An 18420-nucleotide genomic window follows, 5' to 3' on the forward strand; every position below is an offset into this window, starting at 1 on the left:
AAGGCCGGACACACGTCTGCTTCTGACAAGTGCGAATTACTTCAAAAATGTCTTGCTATGCAGGAGCTATCCACACAAGCCATTGGTGCTCAGTGTCAACTTAAGGGTCTGTGCTTTGACTTGGATGTTCATCATCGAGTGGCTGCTCGACACCGACATGCCGCGTCGCGCTCAAATAGGCCTCAATAAAGATGAGGCCCAAAAATACTCTGAAAAAAGCTCTGCGGATCTGCCGTCAGGGGGAAGTCCGCGACAGTACAAGCCTTGTTGTAAAGGTGTTTGGTCCTTAGAACCGTGCTAAGTTGTTTGGAGGAAATCGACCGTCTCGAGCATGGCCTCCAGCATGCAGAAAAGGTCAAACGCAACTTGCCAGGGTTTGCGCCGCATTGTTCCCTCGAGTTCGATTTCTCCGGTCATCGACCAAATGCCCTCATCTCGAGGCTGTGATCCATTGTCATAGACGGGACGAAAGTCATCGGTGTGGATAATTTTGTTGCAGCATTCGCGAAGTGTTTTGGGGATCTCCTCGCCTTCATAGATGGTGAGAAACCCGCCATGTGCTGCAAGCTGTTTGGCTTTGAATGTCTGGAACCCTTGTTCCTCTCGCAACTGGTCATCGAGAGCGCGGTAGGACGCCGCTATGGTCAGCAGAATCCTCGATAGTCGCTCCTCGGCCGCGTCTTGGTGCCGTTTGACCAGCAATGGGTGCGACCAAGCGGGATCATCGCCAAAATCCTGAAGGTCATCATTCCAAAAGGCTTCAACACCTCTCGTTGCGAGTGTGATCTCTAGCGCTTCAAGGCACATGGCTTCAATTGCGTCGCAATCAAAGGCGAGTGGTTTTTTGAATTCGTGCCAGTACGGATTTTCGTTCGGTGATCGAGACACTATTTCACCATCGTATTGGCCCGGATTTGCAGATCGGCCATTCTTTCCATGAGATCATCAAAACCGATTGCGTCGGATCGCAGGAGCCCGGCATCGATCATCTTTTGGTAATCCTGATGAAGCGCCTCCAAAGGCTCGCCCTCGGGTGCCAAACAAAGTGAACCGGATACTGCTGTCGCATATTCGATCACCTTTCCTGTTTTGTCGGTCTCCCGAAAGAAATGTTGCTTGTGCTCGGCTACAGCGTTGGCGAGCCCTCGATCATCAAAGGCCTTTTGGGCAATCCCGATCTGATCCAGGCAGTCAAGATCGTACCAATGCCGCGCATAACGATCGCCACCGCGAAAGGCTCCGCGCAGGCAATACGCGTGAACGGCAGTGGCTTTTTCCCAGAATGTGCGTTCCGCAATCATGACCCTTGGATGGGCCGTGGGCAATATGAGCCCTTCGACCCCCTCGACTAGATCGCAGGTTACTCTGTGCCGTTCGGCAGGCTCGCCCGTTGAGCGTGCACCGAACTCCAGGAGCACCGCGGGTCGCACATATCCGTTGTTGCCGCGCACAGCTTCGTAATCCAGGTAAAGCCGGCCATTGTCCTGCCGCAGTGATGCTGGGAGCTTCTGGCTTTCAAATTGATTAATTAACAAAGGCACTACGTCGGTCTCGATCCAAGCTGACAGGCGCTCTTGCACAGCCTCTGACCACTTCCTTGCCTGGGACCGGTTTGGTGGATACGGGGTCTCGGGGTCTGAGATGAGATCGGGGATAATCTGTCGAATGTCATAGGTCACATCGACGTCTTCAGAAAATCGGTCGATCGCCTTGTAGACTTTTGACAGGGACGTTCCGCCCTTGAATACGAGATGATCGCTCCATTCGCTTTCGAAAAGAGCATTGAGCGCCCAAACGACCCAGATGTCTTTTTCGAGGAGATCAGCGGGCCGCCCCAAATTTGAGGCAGCCGCTTCGAGTGCATCGATTTTGTCTCTTTCGGTTAGATCGAAATAACTTGGGGTTCGTGTCATCACGCCGCGACTAGGATGCTTAGTTCTTTCGCCATCCAAGTCGGCGCGCTGGCGCGTAAGGCGAGTAGCTCACGCCGCTCGTTTTCACTCAGTTGGGACTTGATACGCCCCAAAGCCTTGCCTGCTTCTGATTTGCCAAAGTAAGCCAATGCCCTGAAGGCATGCCCGGCCCGGCTGTTTGGCGCACGTAGCTGCCAACTCGGAACATGCTTCAATTCCACGTTTTGGGCTCCAAGTTTCAGATTGCGACTGGGACCGGACGTCCAGTAGATCTGGCGGGAGGGGTTTTGCGTCGACAAACCAAGTATATTGGCCGCGGAGGCACCGCTTAGGGACACACGTTCTCCTGTGGTTTTTGCGATGCTCTCAACAACAGCCTCGACAGATGGCGCACGCGCCCCGAAGCGGGTCTTTACAGGCAGGGCGAACAGACCACGTTTTACGCGCATGAGCTCGCCACGCTTCACCAATCGAGACAAGGCCTGGTCGATTGCAGCGCGCTCTCCAAGGTGGAGAAGCTCTTTTGCAGAAAGGGTCGCGCCTTCCGGCAACACTGCCGCATAGGCTTTGATCGCTTCGGATGTGGTTCTCATGTCAGCTCCTTTGTGTCAGATATATAGCTTGTTTTCTGACAGTTTGCAAGGTAAAAGCAAAGCAGGGAACGCGCTAGAGAAACCGAACTAACGAATTGATTTACGGCAATTATGAACTTGATATGTGCATTGATCCCCTCAGAAAACGAACAGTAAGCGGAAAGCTATATACCCGGCGGGACGAGATTAGAACGTTTATCAGCTTGAGCCTTGATTGGCCCTTTGATGAACTCCTGGAAAAAGCTGCGATGCGAGATCGGCGGCACGCCGACTACGTGCCTTCCGAGGTGCTGCTCTATCACCTGAGACAAACCAAGACCGACAATGCGGATGGCCGGTTTGTGGCACTTTACAACATTTTGTTGGATCGGATTGAAGCTGCCTGTCCCCGGCCCAATAGCCGACGCGGCGATAAGGACGTCGAGGATTTTCGCGTCGCCGAGATCCGCGACAAAACAGTAGAACGTGTCACCGAGCTCATGTTTGAGGACCGGCAGGGCTACGTAGAACAGCTTGACTCATATGAGGTGTTTTTTGACCGGGCCGTTCGCTCCGTTCGAATAGACAAATTTCGGCAGGTAAGTGGTCGGGAAAACGCCACAGAATCCGTTGTGCACCACGATGGCAGCGAGGATATCCGCGAGGAGGTCGAAGAGGCGCTTGAGCGATACAAAAAGTCAGGCCTGACAAAAGAAGAAGATTTTGATTACCGGTTTCGCATACGTCGCGCGATTGACGCCTTACCCAAGGAAGAACGAAAGGTGATCGATTTGATGCTCGCAGAGATTCCCATCGAGACAAACAAAGACGGTGAGCCTTCAATGACCCAGCTGCTCGACTGCGTCGAAAAAACCGTACGAAACAGGCGTGATCGTGCGTTTGAAAAGATCAGACGCGCACTCAAACTGGAGGACAATGATGACTAATAGAGAAGATGTCCTCAGCGACTTCACGATTGAGCCTGAAATGTCGCCTGCCGTGCTGAAAACCTATTTGAGCAAATACCCTGAATTTGCAGACGATCTCTTGGATCTGTTCCACGAGCTGACAATGAGCGACATGGAAGCGGTCGAGGCAAGTCTCCCGCTTGAGACCAAAGCTATGAAGCCCAGCGTCTTGCGGGTTCAGAAGGTCGAGCAAGCACTGTACGGCGCCGACGTTCGTGAACTCTCAAAAACGTTGGGGTTGCCGCGGAGTTTCCTCATGGGGTTGCAAGCAAGTGTTGTCCATATTGGCTCGATGCCGATTTCGCTCCTTAATAAGCTCGCAAAACTGCTGGATGTGAGACTGCAGGATGTCATCAGCGGCATGCAAATTGGCGATCAACAGGCCGTCGCGATGAAATCTAATGTGAAACCTGAAGCGCAACCGGCCATCGAATTCCAAGATTATGTAGACCAGGCTGGATTGACCGAGGAGGAGCAACGCGCATTGCAAGAGTTGCTTGCAGATGATGGATCGGATTGAAGCCGTTCGTCGATGCGCCGCGCGTCTTCACACTGAGCGTAGGAGCAAGGGAGGCGATCCAACCCAGCCCTATTCATTTGCTCTCCAAGAAGCAGAAGCTCGGGATTACGAAGTCCGCAAGATCGCTCCAGACCATCCCCAGCTCAAAGGGGGACGGGCGCTCTTGCAGCCAAGAGCCAAAGTCATCATGCATGAGGATACCGGCAATGAGTTTTTAAATGCGTTTCTTGTTGCCCATGAGCTAGGTCATGATGAATTTGGCGGAGGTATTGATGTCCCGCCAACCGTGAACATCGATCCGGCACGATCGTCTGCTCCTGCCTCAGTTGGGGCGGATCGCGTTGTCGATTACAGCAACCGTGCTCGCCAGGAAATCCAGATGGATATGTTTGCGCGGGAGTTCCTCTTTCCGCGCAGTTTGGCCTGGTCCTGGCATGTCGAAGACAACCTTGGCGCAAAGGAGATTTCGGAGCGTCTTGGCGCCCCCTACGACATGGTCGCGGTCCAGCTATTTGATGCGCTTTTGTTACCGGTGTTGGAGGAAACGCCGGGTGTTGCAAGCCCGCCCAAACCATTGAACCGTGAGCAACAACTTGCTGCGGATCATGACGGAAAGGCGCTTCTGCTGAAGGCGGGACCCGGGACGGGAAAAACCCAGACGCTCGTTGGCCGCCTGTCTGTGCTACGAGACCGTGCTGTGCAGCCAGAGTCCATTCTGCTTCTGACATTTTCCAACAAGGCCGCAGGAGAGATGACCGATCGGGCGCTGCGGGTTTGGCCGGAAGCTGCTGGTGCCGCCTGGATTGGGACCTTTCACTCATTTGGGCTTGATATCCTGCGTAGGTTTCACGACCGCGTGGGTCTTCCTGCGGATCCACGTATGATTGATACGACGGAAGCCATTGCCCTATTGGAGGATGAATTCCCACGGCTGCGTTTGAAGCATTTCAACGAACTTTGGGATCCGACAGATACCCTGCGCAATATCCTCTCAGCCATTTCGCGCGCCAAGGATGAGGTCGTCGACAACACTCGCTATCGCGAACTTGCAGAGCAGATGATGGCAGTCGCAACCACAGACGAAGACATCGTTGCGGCAGAAAAGTGCCTCGAGATCGCCGCGGTCTTCGATCTCTATGAGGAGTTGAAGGCGACACGCGGCGAGGTCGATTTCGGGGATCTGGTTGCCCGGCCGACGATGTTGCTGGAGAGCGACGTAGAGGTTCGGACTGAACTTCAGCGGCTTTATGACCACGTTCTCGTGGATGAGTACCAGGATGTGAACCGCGCCAGCGTGCGATTGCTGAAAGCCCTCAAGCCGGACGGTACAAATCTCTGGGTCGTGGGAGATGCCAAACAATCGATTTATCGGTTTCGAGGCGCGTCCTCGTTCAACATCGACCGGTTTGAGACAGAAGATTTTTTGGGCGGCGCTTCCCTTCCGCTCAGCATCAATTACCGGTCCTCACAGGAGATTTGTGACACCTTCAAAGGCTTCGCTCAAACACGCATGGCAGCAGCCGAGCCGGGCTTTGAAGCGAAAGCACACAAGGGCTCTCACGGCATTAGCCCGGTCTTTGTGAGTGTCGATTCCAAGGATCGGGAAATCGACGAAATCGCGTCACGCATCAGAGACGCTTGTAGCGAGACCACGTCCTTCCGTGATCAGGCCGTCATTTGTAAGGGTAATGCGAGACTGGCGGAGATTGCTGCCGGCCTGGAGGCACGGGGCATTCCGGTCTTGTTTCTTGGGCCCCTTTTCGACAGGCCCGAGATCAAGCAAGCGCTCTCCCTTCTTTCGCTGGTGGTCGATCCGCGGGCCATGGGGCTGACATGTGTCGCGTCTCTTCTTCCCTTCCAATTGACAATCGAGGATGTCTCATCTTGTGTTGAGGCGGTCCGCTCTACCGAGACACCACTGCCCCTGGACTGGCGGCAAACGCTTTCGGGTCTGGAGGCCCTGAGCGATGGCGGTCAAATATCCCTTTCCAGATTGATAGAGGCGTTTGGGGACTTTGAGCCGACATCAACAGCCTGGCGCGTGATCACAATGATATACCTCGATCGGACGCGTCTGGCGGCCGAAATTGCCAAAGAGGCAAAATCGGGGAACGCAAATCCTGCGATTGCCTTATGGCAGTTTCAGAACTTTCTCAGGTCCACATTGCCGAAAAGATCCGGATATCCCATTCGCGATTTGCTCGATCATATTCGGCGCCTGGTCATTTTGTCGGATGAGCGGGATTTGCGGGACCTGCCAGACGCCGCACAGAGCATCGATGCCGTCCGGATCATGACAATTCATGGAAGCAAGGGGCTTGAGTTCAAAGTCCTGCATTTGCCGGCATTGACCAGCCGATCCATTCCGCTGTCAGCTAAGCAAAACCGCGGACTTGCGCCTCCTGACGGCATGATCGAGGGTGCGCCCTTTAAGGGCTGTGACGCGCTCACGTCTGGGCATGACGAGGAGCAGCAATGTTTGTTTTTCGTCGCTTTATCCAGAGCGGAGGAGCGACTGATACTTTATGCCTACAGCAAGAGATCGAAGTTCGTGGATGACATATCTGGTCATGTTCCGAGCGAAGCTCCGCAATCGGCATCGGCTGAAGGCGCGGTATCAGCGAATGGAATAAAGTTGGAGGTTGATGGCATCGCTCGCATATCGCCTTCCCAGCTTGCGGCCTATGAAAAGTGCCCACGGCGGTTTTTCTTTGCGCATGTGTTGCAAGTTGGCGGGCGTCGCACAGAGTCGCCCCTTATGCGTATGCACAACGCTGTCCAGGCTGTGGTCGATGAATTGACGTCCCGTTTGAACGATGAGCCGAGCGAGGCGGAGCTGGCAGCCATCATGAACACCGCATGGAATAATAACGGTCCAGTGGAACATGGCTACGCCTCTGAATACCGTCAAATCTCAAACGAACTATTGCAGTTTTTTCGATTGGTCCGAACAGGCGAAAAACGGCGCGCACCAACCCCAATTTCCTTGAAGTTCGGTGAGGCAGAGATTGTCGTGTCTGCACATGAGGAAGTTGATGCTGGGTCTGGCAGGGTACTGCGGCGCATAAAGACAGGACGCAAGACCACAAACGCTGTCGAGTCCTTAGATGCGGCTGCATTCCAGCTCGCCGCTGAGGGCCACGGCGAGGCAGAGTTTGTGTTCCTGACCGGCGCGACGCAGGACCGATTAACCATGAGCAGCACGAAGTTGGGGAACCGGAAAACAAAGATCGCTCAAGCCGCGATTGCGATCCTGGAAGGGCGTTTTCCTCCAAAACGCAGCGATCGCTGCGCCCGCTGCGCATATTTCTTCATCTGCAACGAACCGCCCTCGGGACTACTCAGAAAAAAAATTGGATCAGGCTTACCGGATTCTTCCTGACGCCGCGATTGTCCTTGTGAAGGCGCAGACATGAGGTTTGCGTCCGCCAACTTCTTAAGGACGAACACAATGAAATCGCAAGGAAATGATCCTCGCTTCCCGGTCTTCATCGCTGATGAGAGCCTCAACTACAAAAAACACGTTTTCGATGACCCAAAGGTTCTCGGTCGCCAGTTGATCGAAGCTGCCGACGGACATCCTGTTGATGAGCATGTGGCAATCGCCATTTTGCCAAATGGGGACTTCGAAGACATTCGCCTCGACGAAAGCTATGATCTGCGCGGTCGCGGTGCTGAGAAAGTGCTGGTCGCGCGGACGGACCGTGTCTTCAAGTTTAAGTTCGACGACAAGGATCTTGAATGGCCGCGCGCGTGCATCAGCGGATTTGTACTGCGCAAGCTTGCCGACCTGCCGGCGAACTACAATCTCTGGCAGGAAATTCCGGGCCAGCAGGACCGCAAGATTGCTGACAGCGATGTCATCAATCTCGATGCCAAGGGTGTGGAGCGGTTCATCTCGCTCATCGATCAGACGACGGAGGGGGACACCCTTCCGTCGTTCGATCAGACTTTTCTGGTGGACCACGGCTATCAGTTCGACGTCGTTCAGGAAGGCCGCGAGACCGGCATCATCCTGAAGTCGCTCGACCTGCCGGAAGGCAAATTCAATGTCGAAGCCGCGGATATCCTTGTACTCCTGCCAGCCGGATATCCCGACTGCGCGCCTGATATGTTTTATGCCTCTCCTCATTTGACGCTGGCGTGCGGTCAGGTCCCGAAGGCCTGCACGGTGCAACACACCTATGCGGGTCGTGTTTGGCAGCGCTGGTCGCGCCACAACAACGCCTGGCGGCCCGGGATTGATGGTTTGCGCACGATGGTGGCGCGGATCAAAACTGCTCTCGCCGAGGCGCGGCCATGAAGGGCCCGCTGGATATTGTTCTGGCTGGTCCGCACGAAGCCGGTATCCGGTCCCTGCTCGCGCAGGGTGCCGGTGCCGAGCGTTCCGCCTACATGCTCTTTGGGACGGCGGCGATTGAGAAAGACCCCTGGACGGACTCTGCTCGCACACGGCTCATTTCGCATGCTTTCATCGACCTCGATGATGACGACGTGGTCTCATCCTCCGAGCGCCACGTGACGTGGCAAACCGATAGCTTCATGCGATTGCTTGGGCGCGCCAAGTCCGATGGCCTGGTTCCCGCCATCGTTCATACCCATCCAAAGGGCCGGGCCCGTTTTTCCAAACAAGATGATCGGAACGAGGCGGAACTTGCGCGGACCGCCCTGATCAAGGGTGCATCTGGGCTGATCAGCGTTTTGATTGCGAGCGACGGCGAGATTGCCGTGAGGATTTGGCGATCGGGCGACAAGCCAACCGCCATCAGGCGTATTCTTCACACAGGACCGCGTCTGGCCCTCACCGCGGAGAGCGGCAGCGAGCTGGGCTTCCTGGACCGTCAAACCCGACTTTTCGGCGATCAGGCCAATGCAATGATCACGCAGTTTCGCTGCGGCATTTCCGGAGGGGGCGCTACGGGAAGCGCAGTGTTGCCTTTGCTGATGCGTCTTGGCGTGCGCGAGGCGGTCCTCTTCGAAAAGGACTATGCTGAAGATACAAATCTCAACAGGCTCCACGGCGCACGACAGGAGGATGTTGATGCTCTTCGAGCCAAGGCCAACATTCACGCGCGGACAGTTGCGGAGGCCGATCTTGGCATGTCGTTGGTAACCATCGATGCCTGGGCCGGTGAGCCATGCACATGGGACGCATTGAAGTCTTGTGATGTGATTTTCTGTTGCACGGATGATCACGCCGGTCGGCTCTTTCTGAACCGCTTCGCCCGTTTCTATGGCATTGCGGTCATCGATGTCGGTCTCGCAATGCAGCGTCGCGATGCTCAGTCGTTCGATCTGTTTGCCCGGGTTACCACCCTTGTGCCCGGACACCCCTGTCTGCTTTGCGGCGGGTTCATCAACCCGCAACGCGCGCGCGAGGAAGCCATGCAGCGAACTGATCCGGAGGCTTATGAAAAACTGAAAGAGGAAGCCTATCTGCTTGGTGAGGGTGACCCCTCCCCTGCCGTTGTGACCTTCACGACAGAGGCGGGTGCCATGGCGGTCAATGAATGGCTGACCGGTATCACCGGATTTGCCGGAGCAAACGGAATGGCACCAACGCGGATGCGCCGGTTTCACGCGCGCGATGAGCGTTTTCCTGAGATTTCGCCGCGCCCGGGTTGCCCGTGTTGTGATGCAACTGAAACGCTGGGCCGGGGGGACATGACACCCTTTCTGGACATGGTGACGTGAGATGAAAAAGCTATTGGCAAACCTGCTTCGGCAGCTTGGAGTGCTGAGGTATGACTATCTGGTGAGCAGGCAGGACGCCTTTCCGCAAACGCCTGAAACAGAACCGGACGAGTTAATCCTGGTCGAGAGCGGCGCGATCCAAAAATGGGCCTGTCTCTCCTGCCCTGGCGGCTGCGGCGAGAGGATCGCTTTGTCTCTCAACCCAGATCGCCGACCTCGCTGGAGCATTAGGACAGATTTCTGGCAGAGACCCACACTCCACCCGTCGGTGCATCAGCAAAATGACTGTGGATGCCACTTCTGGGTCAAAAAGGGTCAGGTTCATTGGTGCAAGGGCGGGTGGCCGCAATCACCGAACAAGAGAATGGAATGACACAAATGGCTTGCGAGCGAATAAAGCGATCGGGGTATCGCGGCACACGGCCCCTACAGGTGGGGACGTATCGATGCGTTTCGCTTTAGACGAGGGCAAACGAGTTGAAGCTACCCCAGGCGCCAAAGGCAAATGCCCAGGATGTGGTGCAGAACTCATCGCACGATGCGGAACCAAGAAAGTTTGGCACTGGGCCCATAAAGGTCAGCGGCATTGCGACCACTGGTGGGAAAACGAAACGCAGTGGCATCGGGACTGGAAGAACCACTTCCCGTCTGATTGGCAGGAGATCCCAGCTCGAGATGAAGCGGGTGAACTTCATATAGCAGACATCAAGACGCCAAAGGGTTTGGTTGTCGAGTTTCAGCACTCTTACATCAAGCCGACAGAGGCCCGTAAGAGAACGGAGTTTCATAACCCGATGTTTTGGGTTGTCGATGGAACTAGGCGAAAGACGGATCCCAAGCAGTTTCAAACAGCACTGAAAGACGGCTTAGAACATCCAACGAAGGATGGGCTTGTTCAACAGATTTGGGTCTATGATTCACGGCTGATCAAAGAATGGGTTCACGTCGGAGTAATCGTTGCATTCGATTTTGGCAAAGACACAGTTTGGATCCTCCGTCGAATTAAGAACGATTGGGTATATGGATTTGAGTACCCGAAACTCAAACTGGTCGAGCATATCTCTGAAAGCAGGCCCATCCCCGATGTGTTATTTGGCCAGCCTGAACGTCGGACAGCAAGATACCGTCGCCGTCGGGCCAGATTTTGACTAATAAGGCGGCTTCTTAGCGGCTGATTGTCTGGTGCCTGAAGCGATTCCTAGATTGGCTTCTCAATGTCAGCTTTTAGGTTGTGAGGTTAGTCATTCCGCACGTGCAGCGAATGGCGACTCTCCGCCCGTCGGATATCAGCGATGTCCTAGAATTAGCCTTTGGAGGCGAAGGGGATGCATTCTGGCGCCAACACGACTGTGAGGCCCAATGCTCCCATTATATAGAGTCAGATGGCGTATTCGGATTGTGCCCAAATTCCAGCTTCGGTCTTCGGTAGGTGCTGCGTCTCGAGCTGAGGCGAGTTCGCAACGGGTTCAGATCCGACAGATCATGACTGCTAGGCCGCGAGTCAGATTGGACCGCTTCACTCTTCTGATCCCAGGATGGGAGGGCCAGCAAGCTGATCCCGAAGAGAAGCAAGGGCCCGCGAAAGACCTGAAGTCCCGCTGTTAATAATTGCTCGAAGGCGCTTGACCAAGGAGCGCCGAATAGAGACGAAAACTTTATCATTGGGCAGAGAAACCCTGCCCAATGACGCCTTTAGTATGGAAATATCCTAGAGGCGTGTAACCAGAGTCACGCATTCAGAAGCCCGTGTAACTGCGGTATAGAGCCAATTCCTCGCATATTTGTCGAAGATGTGACTTTCGTCCTCTATAATCACGTGGTCCCACTGGCTGCCTTGGGCTTTATGAACTGTCAAAGCGTAGCCATACTTAAACTGCTGAGAATTTTTCCGTTCCTTGTCCGCCAATCTCTCTTCGTCGTCAGTAAAAAACTCCGGATGCACACGTACGCGGTAGTTTTCATGATCCGGGAAGTCGCACGATTTCAGTTCCAACGACAAAGTCCCCGAAAACCGGGACTTCTTCGGCTCAGAGACGACCGTGAACATGCCTCCATTGACGATACCAAGGCCATGGTCATTGTGCTGACACACAAGGCGGTCGCCAATCTCAGGCAGGTCGCTGGTGCGTCCCAAGGCCCTGCGGATTTCTTCGTTGTAGTGGGAACGAGTGACGTTCCTACCGGCAAGGAGCTGGTCCGCATTCAGTATCTCATCAATCTCAAGACTCCCGTCCGGCACCACACGGCTGTTCCCATAGGCACCATATTTCAACGGTTTCCCTTCACGAATGTCTGTCGCCAGTTGTAAGACCGGGCTGTCTTTGGCCTGACGGTGGATTTCGGTCAGTATGGCGTCAGGCTTGGCGTTGGTGAAAAAATAGCCCTCTCCGGCCACCGGCGGCAGTTGGGCAGGATCACCAAGTGCGAGGATAGGAGTTCCGAATGACATAAGGTCACTGGCTAAGTTCACATCAACCATTGAGCACTCATCGAGCACAATTAAGTCCGCATCCGCTGCTGCACTATCCGGATCGAGGTGGAAACTGAATTTGCCATCCGGTCCCTGAACAAACTTGTAGATCAGACTGTGGATGGTGGAAGCACCCTCGCAGCCGTTGCGCTGCATCATCATAGCCGCTTTGCCAGTGAAGGCTGCGTAAACAACCCTTCCATTCAAACCGCTGGCCAGATGTCGCGCGATTGTCGTCTTGCCGGTGCCAGCATATCCGAAGAGCCGGAAGATCTTATTTGTCTTGGCATCGTTCTTCAGCCAGGAGCCAACGCAGTCAAGCGCTGAGAGCTGTTGGCCGGACATAGTGAAATTGATAGCATTCATGAGGTTAGGTCTTCTGCAGGTTTGGGGTTGAGAATCCTGGCCAACGGGCGAGTCTGGCCGAGCGTATCTTGGGCGTCTTAGGGACAAACCAACCAGACGATTGACGGTCGGCTCTGCGTTCATGGAAATTTAGGTGTAATGCCCCCCTTGTGACAGGTTACACTTCAGGAGGAATGTTCCGGAGAAAGTAATTAATTAGGGGGGCATTACATACCCGGAGGAGTTTCTTGATCTCCGGAAGGTGTAACGCTCCCCTAATATTTAACTTCATTTCTCTTACACTATGTCTGACGCAAGGGGGCCATTACACCGCAACCTCCAACTTCGGGGCAGCGTTGGCTTCTAACTTCAGTGCACGCTGGCGAGCGCGATATTCGTTCACGCGCCTCCGGTTTGCCCGCCTATCGGCCTCGGCAATCGGATCCGCGAAGCCCGTTTCTGAAAGGGTTTTCGAGATGACCGCCTGGCGCGCCAGCTCACAATTTCCACGTTGCGTACAGAATGAGCAAATAGGATTGTCAGACGTGACTACCCCAGGCACACCAAAACAACTCTGGTAGAACTCCTCGCTTTTAGGCGTCTTGAGCTCAACGGGTTTAAGGAAGCCGTTGGCTACGTCTTCTCGTGCTTTGCGTTCAGCACTCTCGACGGCTTTTTCCCCAAGGAAGTTACAGTCAACGGCACGGAAGTACTGGCGCTCGATCACGTGCTTGGCAACAAACCCTTCTATCGAAAATACGCCGCGACTGACCAAATCGAGCATTTCTTTACGAAATTGATGCTGCGCCGGAAGGCTTTGGTGGGAAAAATATGCGTACTGGGGCATACCCTTCATCCGGTTCAATTCGAGGCCATGGCGGTCATCACTCCAGAACTCCACTATCTTGGTCAGATAGGCATCGCGTTTCTTCTCGCCAGGCCAAAGCTGATTTGGCTGCGGTGGATATTTGCGTTTACGCGCCGACGCGAACTTGAATGCGAACTCCAAGTAAGCAGGATACGGCAATCCGATCCGATCGGCCTTCAGACGTGCATCATTGAGCTGAGTCAGATCGGAGCTCCGTTTGAAAAAGTTCAACTTGAAACCGACCTTAATGTCGGATGCAGCGGTCGCGTCGATGTTCTCGCGATAGTAATTCCTGTACGCTTCGATGTAGGCACGATGGAACTGCTTCGTGGCATCAAAAGGTGTAAGAAAACGATACTCCGGCCATTTGGTCGGCATCACTTCGGCCTCGAGCGCGCGGTATTTTGTCGGTATAAGCGTGAGCATGCGATGAAGCTTGTTTAGCCTCAGTTTGTGTTGATCCATTGTCATTTGACATATCTCTTTCGTGCCGGGACCGACCTTGCGGTCGAAATCCCGGTCATGTCTTTGTGCTTGGGTTGGGTGGGAGGTGGCTTGCGCCAGATCAGACGAGGTGGGTCTCTTCAGAACCTGCGTTCCAGCGTCCATCAGTCCAGTGACCCAGCTTCATGGCGGTGTCGCGCAACTTGCGAAATCGGCGACGAGCCTGCTCGATCATTCGATAGGCCTGCCGGTAATCCGGTGCCTCATAGTAACCTAAACGCAGACCTTCAATTTCGCGCATTAAATCACTGGCACGCTTGTCGAGAAAGCGAACCTGATCTTCACGAGAAAGCTGACGCAGTGCGGTAAGCGGGGGCAAAGGCGGAATCTGCGGCGGAAACAACGGGATTTCGGTAACGGATTTTGTTCCGTCGATTTTGGTGGGCGTTACATGAATTGACTCATGGTTTTCAAGCACCTGGAGCAACTCATTGGTCATACCCAGAAGGCAACTGACAAGCTCCGGTGCATCCTTGTCGCCATTAAGCTCATCGGCCATCGATTTCAGCAAGAAAAACACTGTGCCCTTGTCGATGAAATCGTGATTTTCTCCAGAGATATTCTCTTTGAGATCGATGTTGAGAGCAGTCAGTTTGCCAACATCTATTGTTCCGCCAAGGCGGTTGGGTGCGGCGTCCATATAGGATTCCTTTCAACTTTATTTATTGTGTGCGACTAAGTTCGCGCGCATCTCCTTTATAGCGCTGCGGCTGTCGACTTGCGGCTTGTTGCGAAATTTTTTTGACTTAAACTTTGTGACATGTCGAAGTGAACATCCAGTGGTGGGTGCTCTTTCTTAACAAAACGGTTCTCTGCCGTGTTCTAAGACTACCCTTCTATTGGAATGGAAAATAATGAGGCCTTGATCGCTGCTGTTCACCTCATCAATTCAATCGACCCTACCTTCCGTGCCAAATTGTTCATCGTGACGGCCAACATCGCGTGGACATATCTAGTCCGCACTTACTAAAAAAGGAGGGCATCGACTACCGGCGACCGCTGGATCGAACTTGTTCTCGAAGAGTGTGCAGAAAAACAGGATAGCTATTGTTGATGATGATCAGTAGCCGCGTAGTCCAAGCAGCGTGGATTGAAACATCGGCTAGAGGATCATCTTAGTTGCGCAGCCTTGTTTTAGTCGGACGCAGAGGTCGGAGCGGGAAGCCCGCTAGGGAGCGGCGGCCTGAACATGTAGTTGGTCCGTTGTTGTCGAAATCACTATCGGAAATAGTGGAGAGCGGCACTATCTAGAAATTTCTTTCGAAATATATCAATAGCTTATGATTTTTCTCCGATCTACAATGCGCATCCGACGTTGTGCTTGCTATAGGCTTATTGATCACACGAAAAAGGAACCTCCCGGCAATGCGTACGCAGATCATGAAATTGGCGCCCGTGTCCGAAACTTCGATGGCTGAATACCACCCTTGCATCTGGGTTGTGGATACAACCCTCCGGGCGGTTACGTAATGAGTAGTGACGAAGCACTCCTCACGATCGAGGAATTCGCGGCCGCCTTACATCGCACGATCACCCTGAGAACGGTTCGGACCATGATTCACCAGGGCGAGATCCACGCGGTTCGCCTCGGCAAGCGCTACTACATGACCCGCGAGGAATTGAAGAGGTTCACAAAGACATGCCACGTAAGCGCAAACCTGCCCGGCTCTTCCAACGCAAAGACGATGGCGCTTGGGTCATCCTGGACGGAGGACAGCAGATCCGGACAGGCTTTGGTGATGGATTTCATGAGGCAGCGGAAGAAGTCCTGAGCAATTACATCGCCAGTAAGAAGCGGCAAGATAATCGCGTCCGCGACCCGAGCGAGATCACCGTCGGCGAGATCTTGGTGCACTACGGCGAGGCTAAGGTAAAGGTGGTCCGCGACAGGGACCGCCTGCTCTACACGATACAGGCACTGTCGCCCTACTGGAGCGACCTCAAGGTGTCCCAGATCGACATCGACAGGTGCCGGGGCTATACTGCCTGGAGGCGGTGCGCCGCATGGACCGTCCGGCGCGAGATGAACACACTGAACGCCGCTGTCAAATACGCCCTGGCGTCGCGCAGGATCAGCCATGCACCGATCGTAACCCTGCCTGAGAAGGGAGTCGCCAATGACCGCTGGCTGACCGAGGAGGAGATCCAGCGCCTGCTGGAAGCCTCTGCTTCTCACGTCCAGCGGTTCATCAAGATCGCGCTATACACCGGACGTCGGAAGACCGCGATCACACGGCTGAAGTGGATGCCCTCCCTTGATAGCGGCTGGGTCGATCTTGACAGCGGGGTGATCCATTTCCTTGGCAAGGCCGAGGCCGAGACCAAGAAGCGCAAGGGAATGGTCAAGATGCCTGGCACGCTCCACACGGAGATGAAGACTTGGGCCCAGGAGGGGAGCCACGTAGTGTCGTTTAACGGGGCGCCGATAGATCGGATCGACAAGGCCTTTCGAGCGGCCGTCCAGCGGGCCGGTCTAAAGGATGTGACGCCGCACACCCTAAAGCACACAGCGGTTACCTGGGCGTTCATGCACGGCATGACACTGGAGGACGCCACGGCCTATTTTGCGACCTCGCGCGAAACCCTGGAAAACGTCTATCGGTCCTACAGCCCAGATGCGCTTAAGAACGCAGCGGGAATAATGGACTGGAAGATATGAAGCGCTAATTCGATAGTTGGTGGATGCCGGTAGTGAACGAACTGGGCACATCTATCGAACGAAACGTTGCGGATATCGTTGCGGCCGATCCCCAGAAAACAAAAAAGGCGCCATTGGGCGCCTTGTTTTATTGGTCGGAGTGAGAGGATTCGAACCTCCGACCCCTGCCTCCCGAAGACAGTGCTCTACCAGGCTGAGCTACACTCCGACCGTGGCGGGTGATCTATACGCGGCGCGTCTGATGCGCAAGAGGATTCTGTATTGCGATCACCCGAATCTTTCGATCTCAACAACCGAAAAAACATGGCAGCGGAGCAATGGGCTCGGAACCCGGTGATCTGAGCGGGTCGCCGTGTTCACGGTTCGAAAAACGCACGTTTTCAAGATTGCGTTCTTCTGGTTGACCGGCGCGCAAGTGTTCCGCCAACCTGTTCGCCCCTGCCGGGCAGGTCGTTATTGCACCGGTCCAAGACTTCGACTGGTTCACAGGCACGTTGAAAGACAAGGGAATCGCAAGCCTTTGCGGCGGAAACCCAGTGGTTGTCTTGTCCGCTCTCGCCCGCGCAGCCATCGTCATGAATTGGCTGCGAAGCCTCCCAGGCAATCACGGCAAGGGATCCGTTTTGTACAGACGAATTTTGGTTCCACCATGGTCGACGACCGGCCCCGGCGCCAGCAAAGGCAGACGTGTGGCCCGGGCAAGCCCCGGAGCGCTGGTGATCACGCCGACCCGCCATCCCCGAAACCGGTTCATCAGGGTTTTGCCCATGGCACCATAGACCGACCGCAAGCGTCTTTCGTCACCAATTCGCGCCCCGTAGGGCGGGTTCACAATGACCAGCCCCGCAGGACCTTCGGGGGGTCTTATGTCACTAACGGAACGCTGTTGAAACCGTGTCACATCACTGACCTGGGCCCTTTCGGCATTGGCAGTCGCCGCGTCAACCGCGCCGGAGTTGCGATCCGAGCCGTAGAAGGTAAGCGCGCATTCCGCCGTCTTTGTTTCCTGCCGCATTTCCTGCCACTGATCAGGGTCAAAGCCCACCAGGTCTTCGAATGCAAAACTGCGGGAGCGGCCAGGGCGCAGGCCCAGAGCGATCTCGGCGGCCTCGATCACGAATGTACCCGATCCGCACATCGGGTCCAGTACGGGTTCATCGCCCGAGTAGCCACACTCTCTCAGAAACATGGCGGCCATTGTTTCGCGCATTGGAGCCTTGGCAATGGCTTCCTTGTGGCCGCGCTTGTGCAACAGCTCGTCAGAACTGTCGACCGAGATCGTGCAGATGTCTTTCTCGATTCGAAGCAAGACCCGAAGGTTCGCGTCGGATGAAATCGAGGCGCCCAATGTCTCGGATATTGCTCGCTCGATCCTCTGACGCGCTGCCCCGGCGTGATAAATTCTGGATTTGCGGCTGATGGCTTCCACCTTGACCGGCACGTCAGGACGCAAAACGGTGCCCCAAGGGAATTTCCGAGCACGTTTGTCCAATTGGGCAAGGTGCACGGCGGGGAAACTACCCAGTCGCACCAGAACCTTGTTGGCGCCGCGCAGTGTCAGATTGGCGCGCCAGACCTCGGGCCATGAACCCCGGCATGTCACGCCGCCCGGTACAGTTCTGACCTGCGCGAATCCGTTGAGTTCCGCCTCGTCACCGAGAGGCGCTTCGAGGCCCGGCGTGGCAACCAGAAAGATTTCCAAATCTGTGTCTTTTTCCATTCCGGTTGCTTACACTGGAACCTTGGTGGGCGCGATATGCAATTATGCGCCATGGATTCAGAAGAAATGACCGATCAATCGCAGGATTGTGTGGTTCGCCCTCAAGTTTTGGCGGTAACAGGTTTGCGTTTGTGACCTTCCCCGCGTAAAGGGTCCTTGATCGGAAATACGCCTGCGGAATTTGGAC

The 18420-nt window shown here is 54.8% G+C and carries 16 protein-coding genes, 1 tRNA gene and 2 pseudogenes; 11 read left to right on the plus strand and 8 right to left on the minus strand.

Going from position 1 to position 18420, the window contains the following annotated elements:
- Positions 1-124: 124 nt before the first annotated feature.
- A pseudogene (locus AC2FF8_RS10505) lies at positions 125-263 on the plus strand (Tn3 family transposase); the annotation flags it as partial.
- Positions 264-297: 34 nt separating this feature from the next.
- Here the strand turns inward: AC2FF8_RS10505 and AC2FF8_RS10510 are convergent.
- Genes AC2FF8_RS10510 through AC2FF8_RS10520 form a run of 3 tightly spaced genes read right to left on the minus strand, consistent with a single transcriptional unit; the run spans position 298 to position 2506 of the window.
- On the minus strand, positions 298-888 hold the full coding sequence (locus AC2FF8_RS10510; protein WP_496879643.1) for a hypothetical protein: 591 nt from the start codon (positions 886-888) through the stop codon (positions 298-300).
- Complete coding sequence (locus AC2FF8_RS10515) at positions 888-1913, minus strand: nucleotidyl transferase AbiEii/AbiGii toxin family protein (protein ID WP_496879644.1); 1026 nt, start codon at positions 1911-1913, stop codon at positions 888-890. Before AC2FF8_RS10515 ends, AC2FF8_RS10510 begins: the two co-directional genes overlap by 1 nt.
- Positions 1913-2506: a DUF6088 family protein gene (locus AC2FF8_RS10520; protein ID WP_496879645.1), complete on the minus strand. Its 594-nt coding sequence runs from the start codon at positions 2504-2506 to the stop codon at positions 1913-1915. Before AC2FF8_RS10520 ends, AC2FF8_RS10515 begins: the two co-directional genes overlap by 1 nt.
- A 203-nt stretch (positions 2507-2709) precedes the next feature.
- Between AC2FF8_RS10520 and AC2FF8_RS10525 the strand changes: the two genes are divergently transcribed.
- From AC2FF8_RS10525 to AC2FF8_RS10555, 7 genes are all read left to right on the plus strand, one after another.
- Positions 2710-3432: an RNA polymerase sigma factor gene (locus AC2FF8_RS10525; RefSeq protein ID WP_496879646.1), complete on the plus strand. Its 723-nt coding sequence runs from the start codon at positions 2710-2712 to the stop codon at positions 3430-3432.
- A complete protein-coding gene (locus tag AC2FF8_RS10530) occupies positions 3425-3973 on the plus strand; it encodes a hypothetical protein (RefSeq protein WP_496879647.1) in 549 nt (182 codons plus the stop codon). Before AC2FF8_RS10525 ends, AC2FF8_RS10530 begins: the two co-directional genes overlap by 8 nt.
- Entirely contained in the window at positions 3957-7355 is a 3399-nt protein-coding gene (locus AC2FF8_RS10535) for a UvrD-helicase domain-containing protein (protein WP_496879648.1), read from the plus strand. The genes AC2FF8_RS10530 and AC2FF8_RS10535 overlap by 17 nt, the downstream gene beginning before the upstream one ends.
- A gap of 69 nt (positions 7356-7424) precedes the next feature.
- The gene (locus AC2FF8_RS10540; protein WP_496879649.1) at positions 7425-8276 is read left to right on the plus strand and encodes a multiubiquitin domain-containing protein; all 852 of its coding nucleotides are present in this window, start codon (positions 7425-7427) and stop codon (positions 8274-8276) included.
- The gene (locus AC2FF8_RS10545; RefSeq protein ID WP_496879650.1) at positions 8273-9667 is read left to right on the plus strand and encodes a ThiF family adenylyltransferase; all 1395 of its coding nucleotides are present in this window, start codon (positions 8273-8275) and stop codon (positions 9665-9667) included. Before AC2FF8_RS10540 ends, AC2FF8_RS10545 begins: the two co-directional genes overlap by 4 nt.
- 1 nt (position 9668) lies before the next feature.
- Entirely contained in the window at positions 9669-10040 is a 372-nt protein-coding gene (locus tag AC2FF8_RS10550) for a ubiquitination-like system serine protease family protein (RefSeq protein ID WP_496879651.1), read from the plus strand.
- Positions 10041-10113: 73 nt separating this feature from the next.
- The gene (locus AC2FF8_RS10555) at positions 10114-10815 is read left to right on the plus strand and encodes a competence protein CoiA family protein (RefSeq protein WP_170497085.1); all 702 of its coding nucleotides are present in this window, start codon (positions 10114-10116) and stop codon (positions 10813-10815) included.
- Between the two features lie 560 nt (positions 10816-11375).
- On the opposite strand, the gene AC2FF8_RS10560 is transcribed toward AC2FF8_RS10555, so the two are convergent.
- The 3 genes from AC2FF8_RS10560 to AC2FF8_RS10570 form a co-directional block, all read right to left on the minus strand.
- A complete protein-coding gene (locus tag AC2FF8_RS10560) occupies positions 11376-12503 on the minus strand; it encodes an ATP-dependent DNA helicase (RefSeq protein WP_425079687.1) in 1128 nt (375 codons plus the stop codon).
- Positions 12504-12807: 304 nt separating this feature from the next.
- The gene (locus AC2FF8_RS10565) at positions 12808-13821 is read right to left on the minus strand and encodes a hypothetical protein (RefSeq protein ID WP_496668113.1); all 1014 of its coding nucleotides are present in this window, start codon (positions 13819-13821) and stop codon (positions 12808-12810) included.
- Positions 13822-13915: 94 nt separating this feature from the next.
- On the minus strand, positions 13916-14494 hold the full coding sequence (locus tag AC2FF8_RS10570) for a hypothetical protein (protein WP_496879652.1): 579 nt from the start codon (positions 14492-14494) through the stop codon (positions 13916-13918).
- 204 nt (positions 14495-14698) lie between these two features.
- Here AC2FF8_RS10570 and AC2FF8_RS10575 point away from each other — a divergent pair, with 204 nt between their 5' ends.
- The 3 genes and pseudogenes from AC2FF8_RS10575 to AC2FF8_RS10585 all read left to right on the plus strand — a co-directional run bounded on the left by AC2FF8_RS10575 (position 14699) and on the right by AC2FF8_RS10585 (position 16513).
- Positions 14699-14824, plus strand: coding sequence for a DUF3644 domain-containing protein (locus AC2FF8_RS10575; protein ID WP_425079684.1), 126 nt, complete (start codon positions 14699-14701; stop codon positions 14822-14824).
- 499 nt (positions 14825-15323) lie between these two features.
- Positions 15324-15479 (plus strand): annotated as a pseudogene (locus AC2FF8_RS10580) (helix-turn-helix domain-containing protein); the annotation flags it as partial.
- Between the two features lie 14 nt (positions 15480-15493).
- Positions 15494-16513: a tyrosine-type recombinase/integrase gene (locus tag AC2FF8_RS10585; RefSeq protein WP_496668109.1), complete on the plus strand. Its 1020-nt coding sequence runs from the start codon at positions 15494-15496 to the stop codon at positions 16511-16513.
- Between the two features lie 131 nt (positions 16514-16644).
- Here AC2FF8_RS10585 and AC2FF8_RS10590 read toward each other — a convergent pair.
- Positions 16645-16721: transfer RNA gene (locus AC2FF8_RS10590), tRNA-Pro, on the minus strand.
- Positions 16722-17117: 396 nt separating this feature from the next.
- Positions 17118-18233, minus strand: coding sequence for a THUMP domain-containing class I SAM-dependent RNA methyltransferase (locus tag AC2FF8_RS10595; RefSeq protein ID WP_496879653.1), 1116 nt, complete (start codon positions 18231-18233; stop codon positions 17118-17120).
- Positions 18234-18420: the final 187 nt, after the last annotated feature.

The organism is Ruegeria sp. YTSA144, from assembly GCF_059610125.1.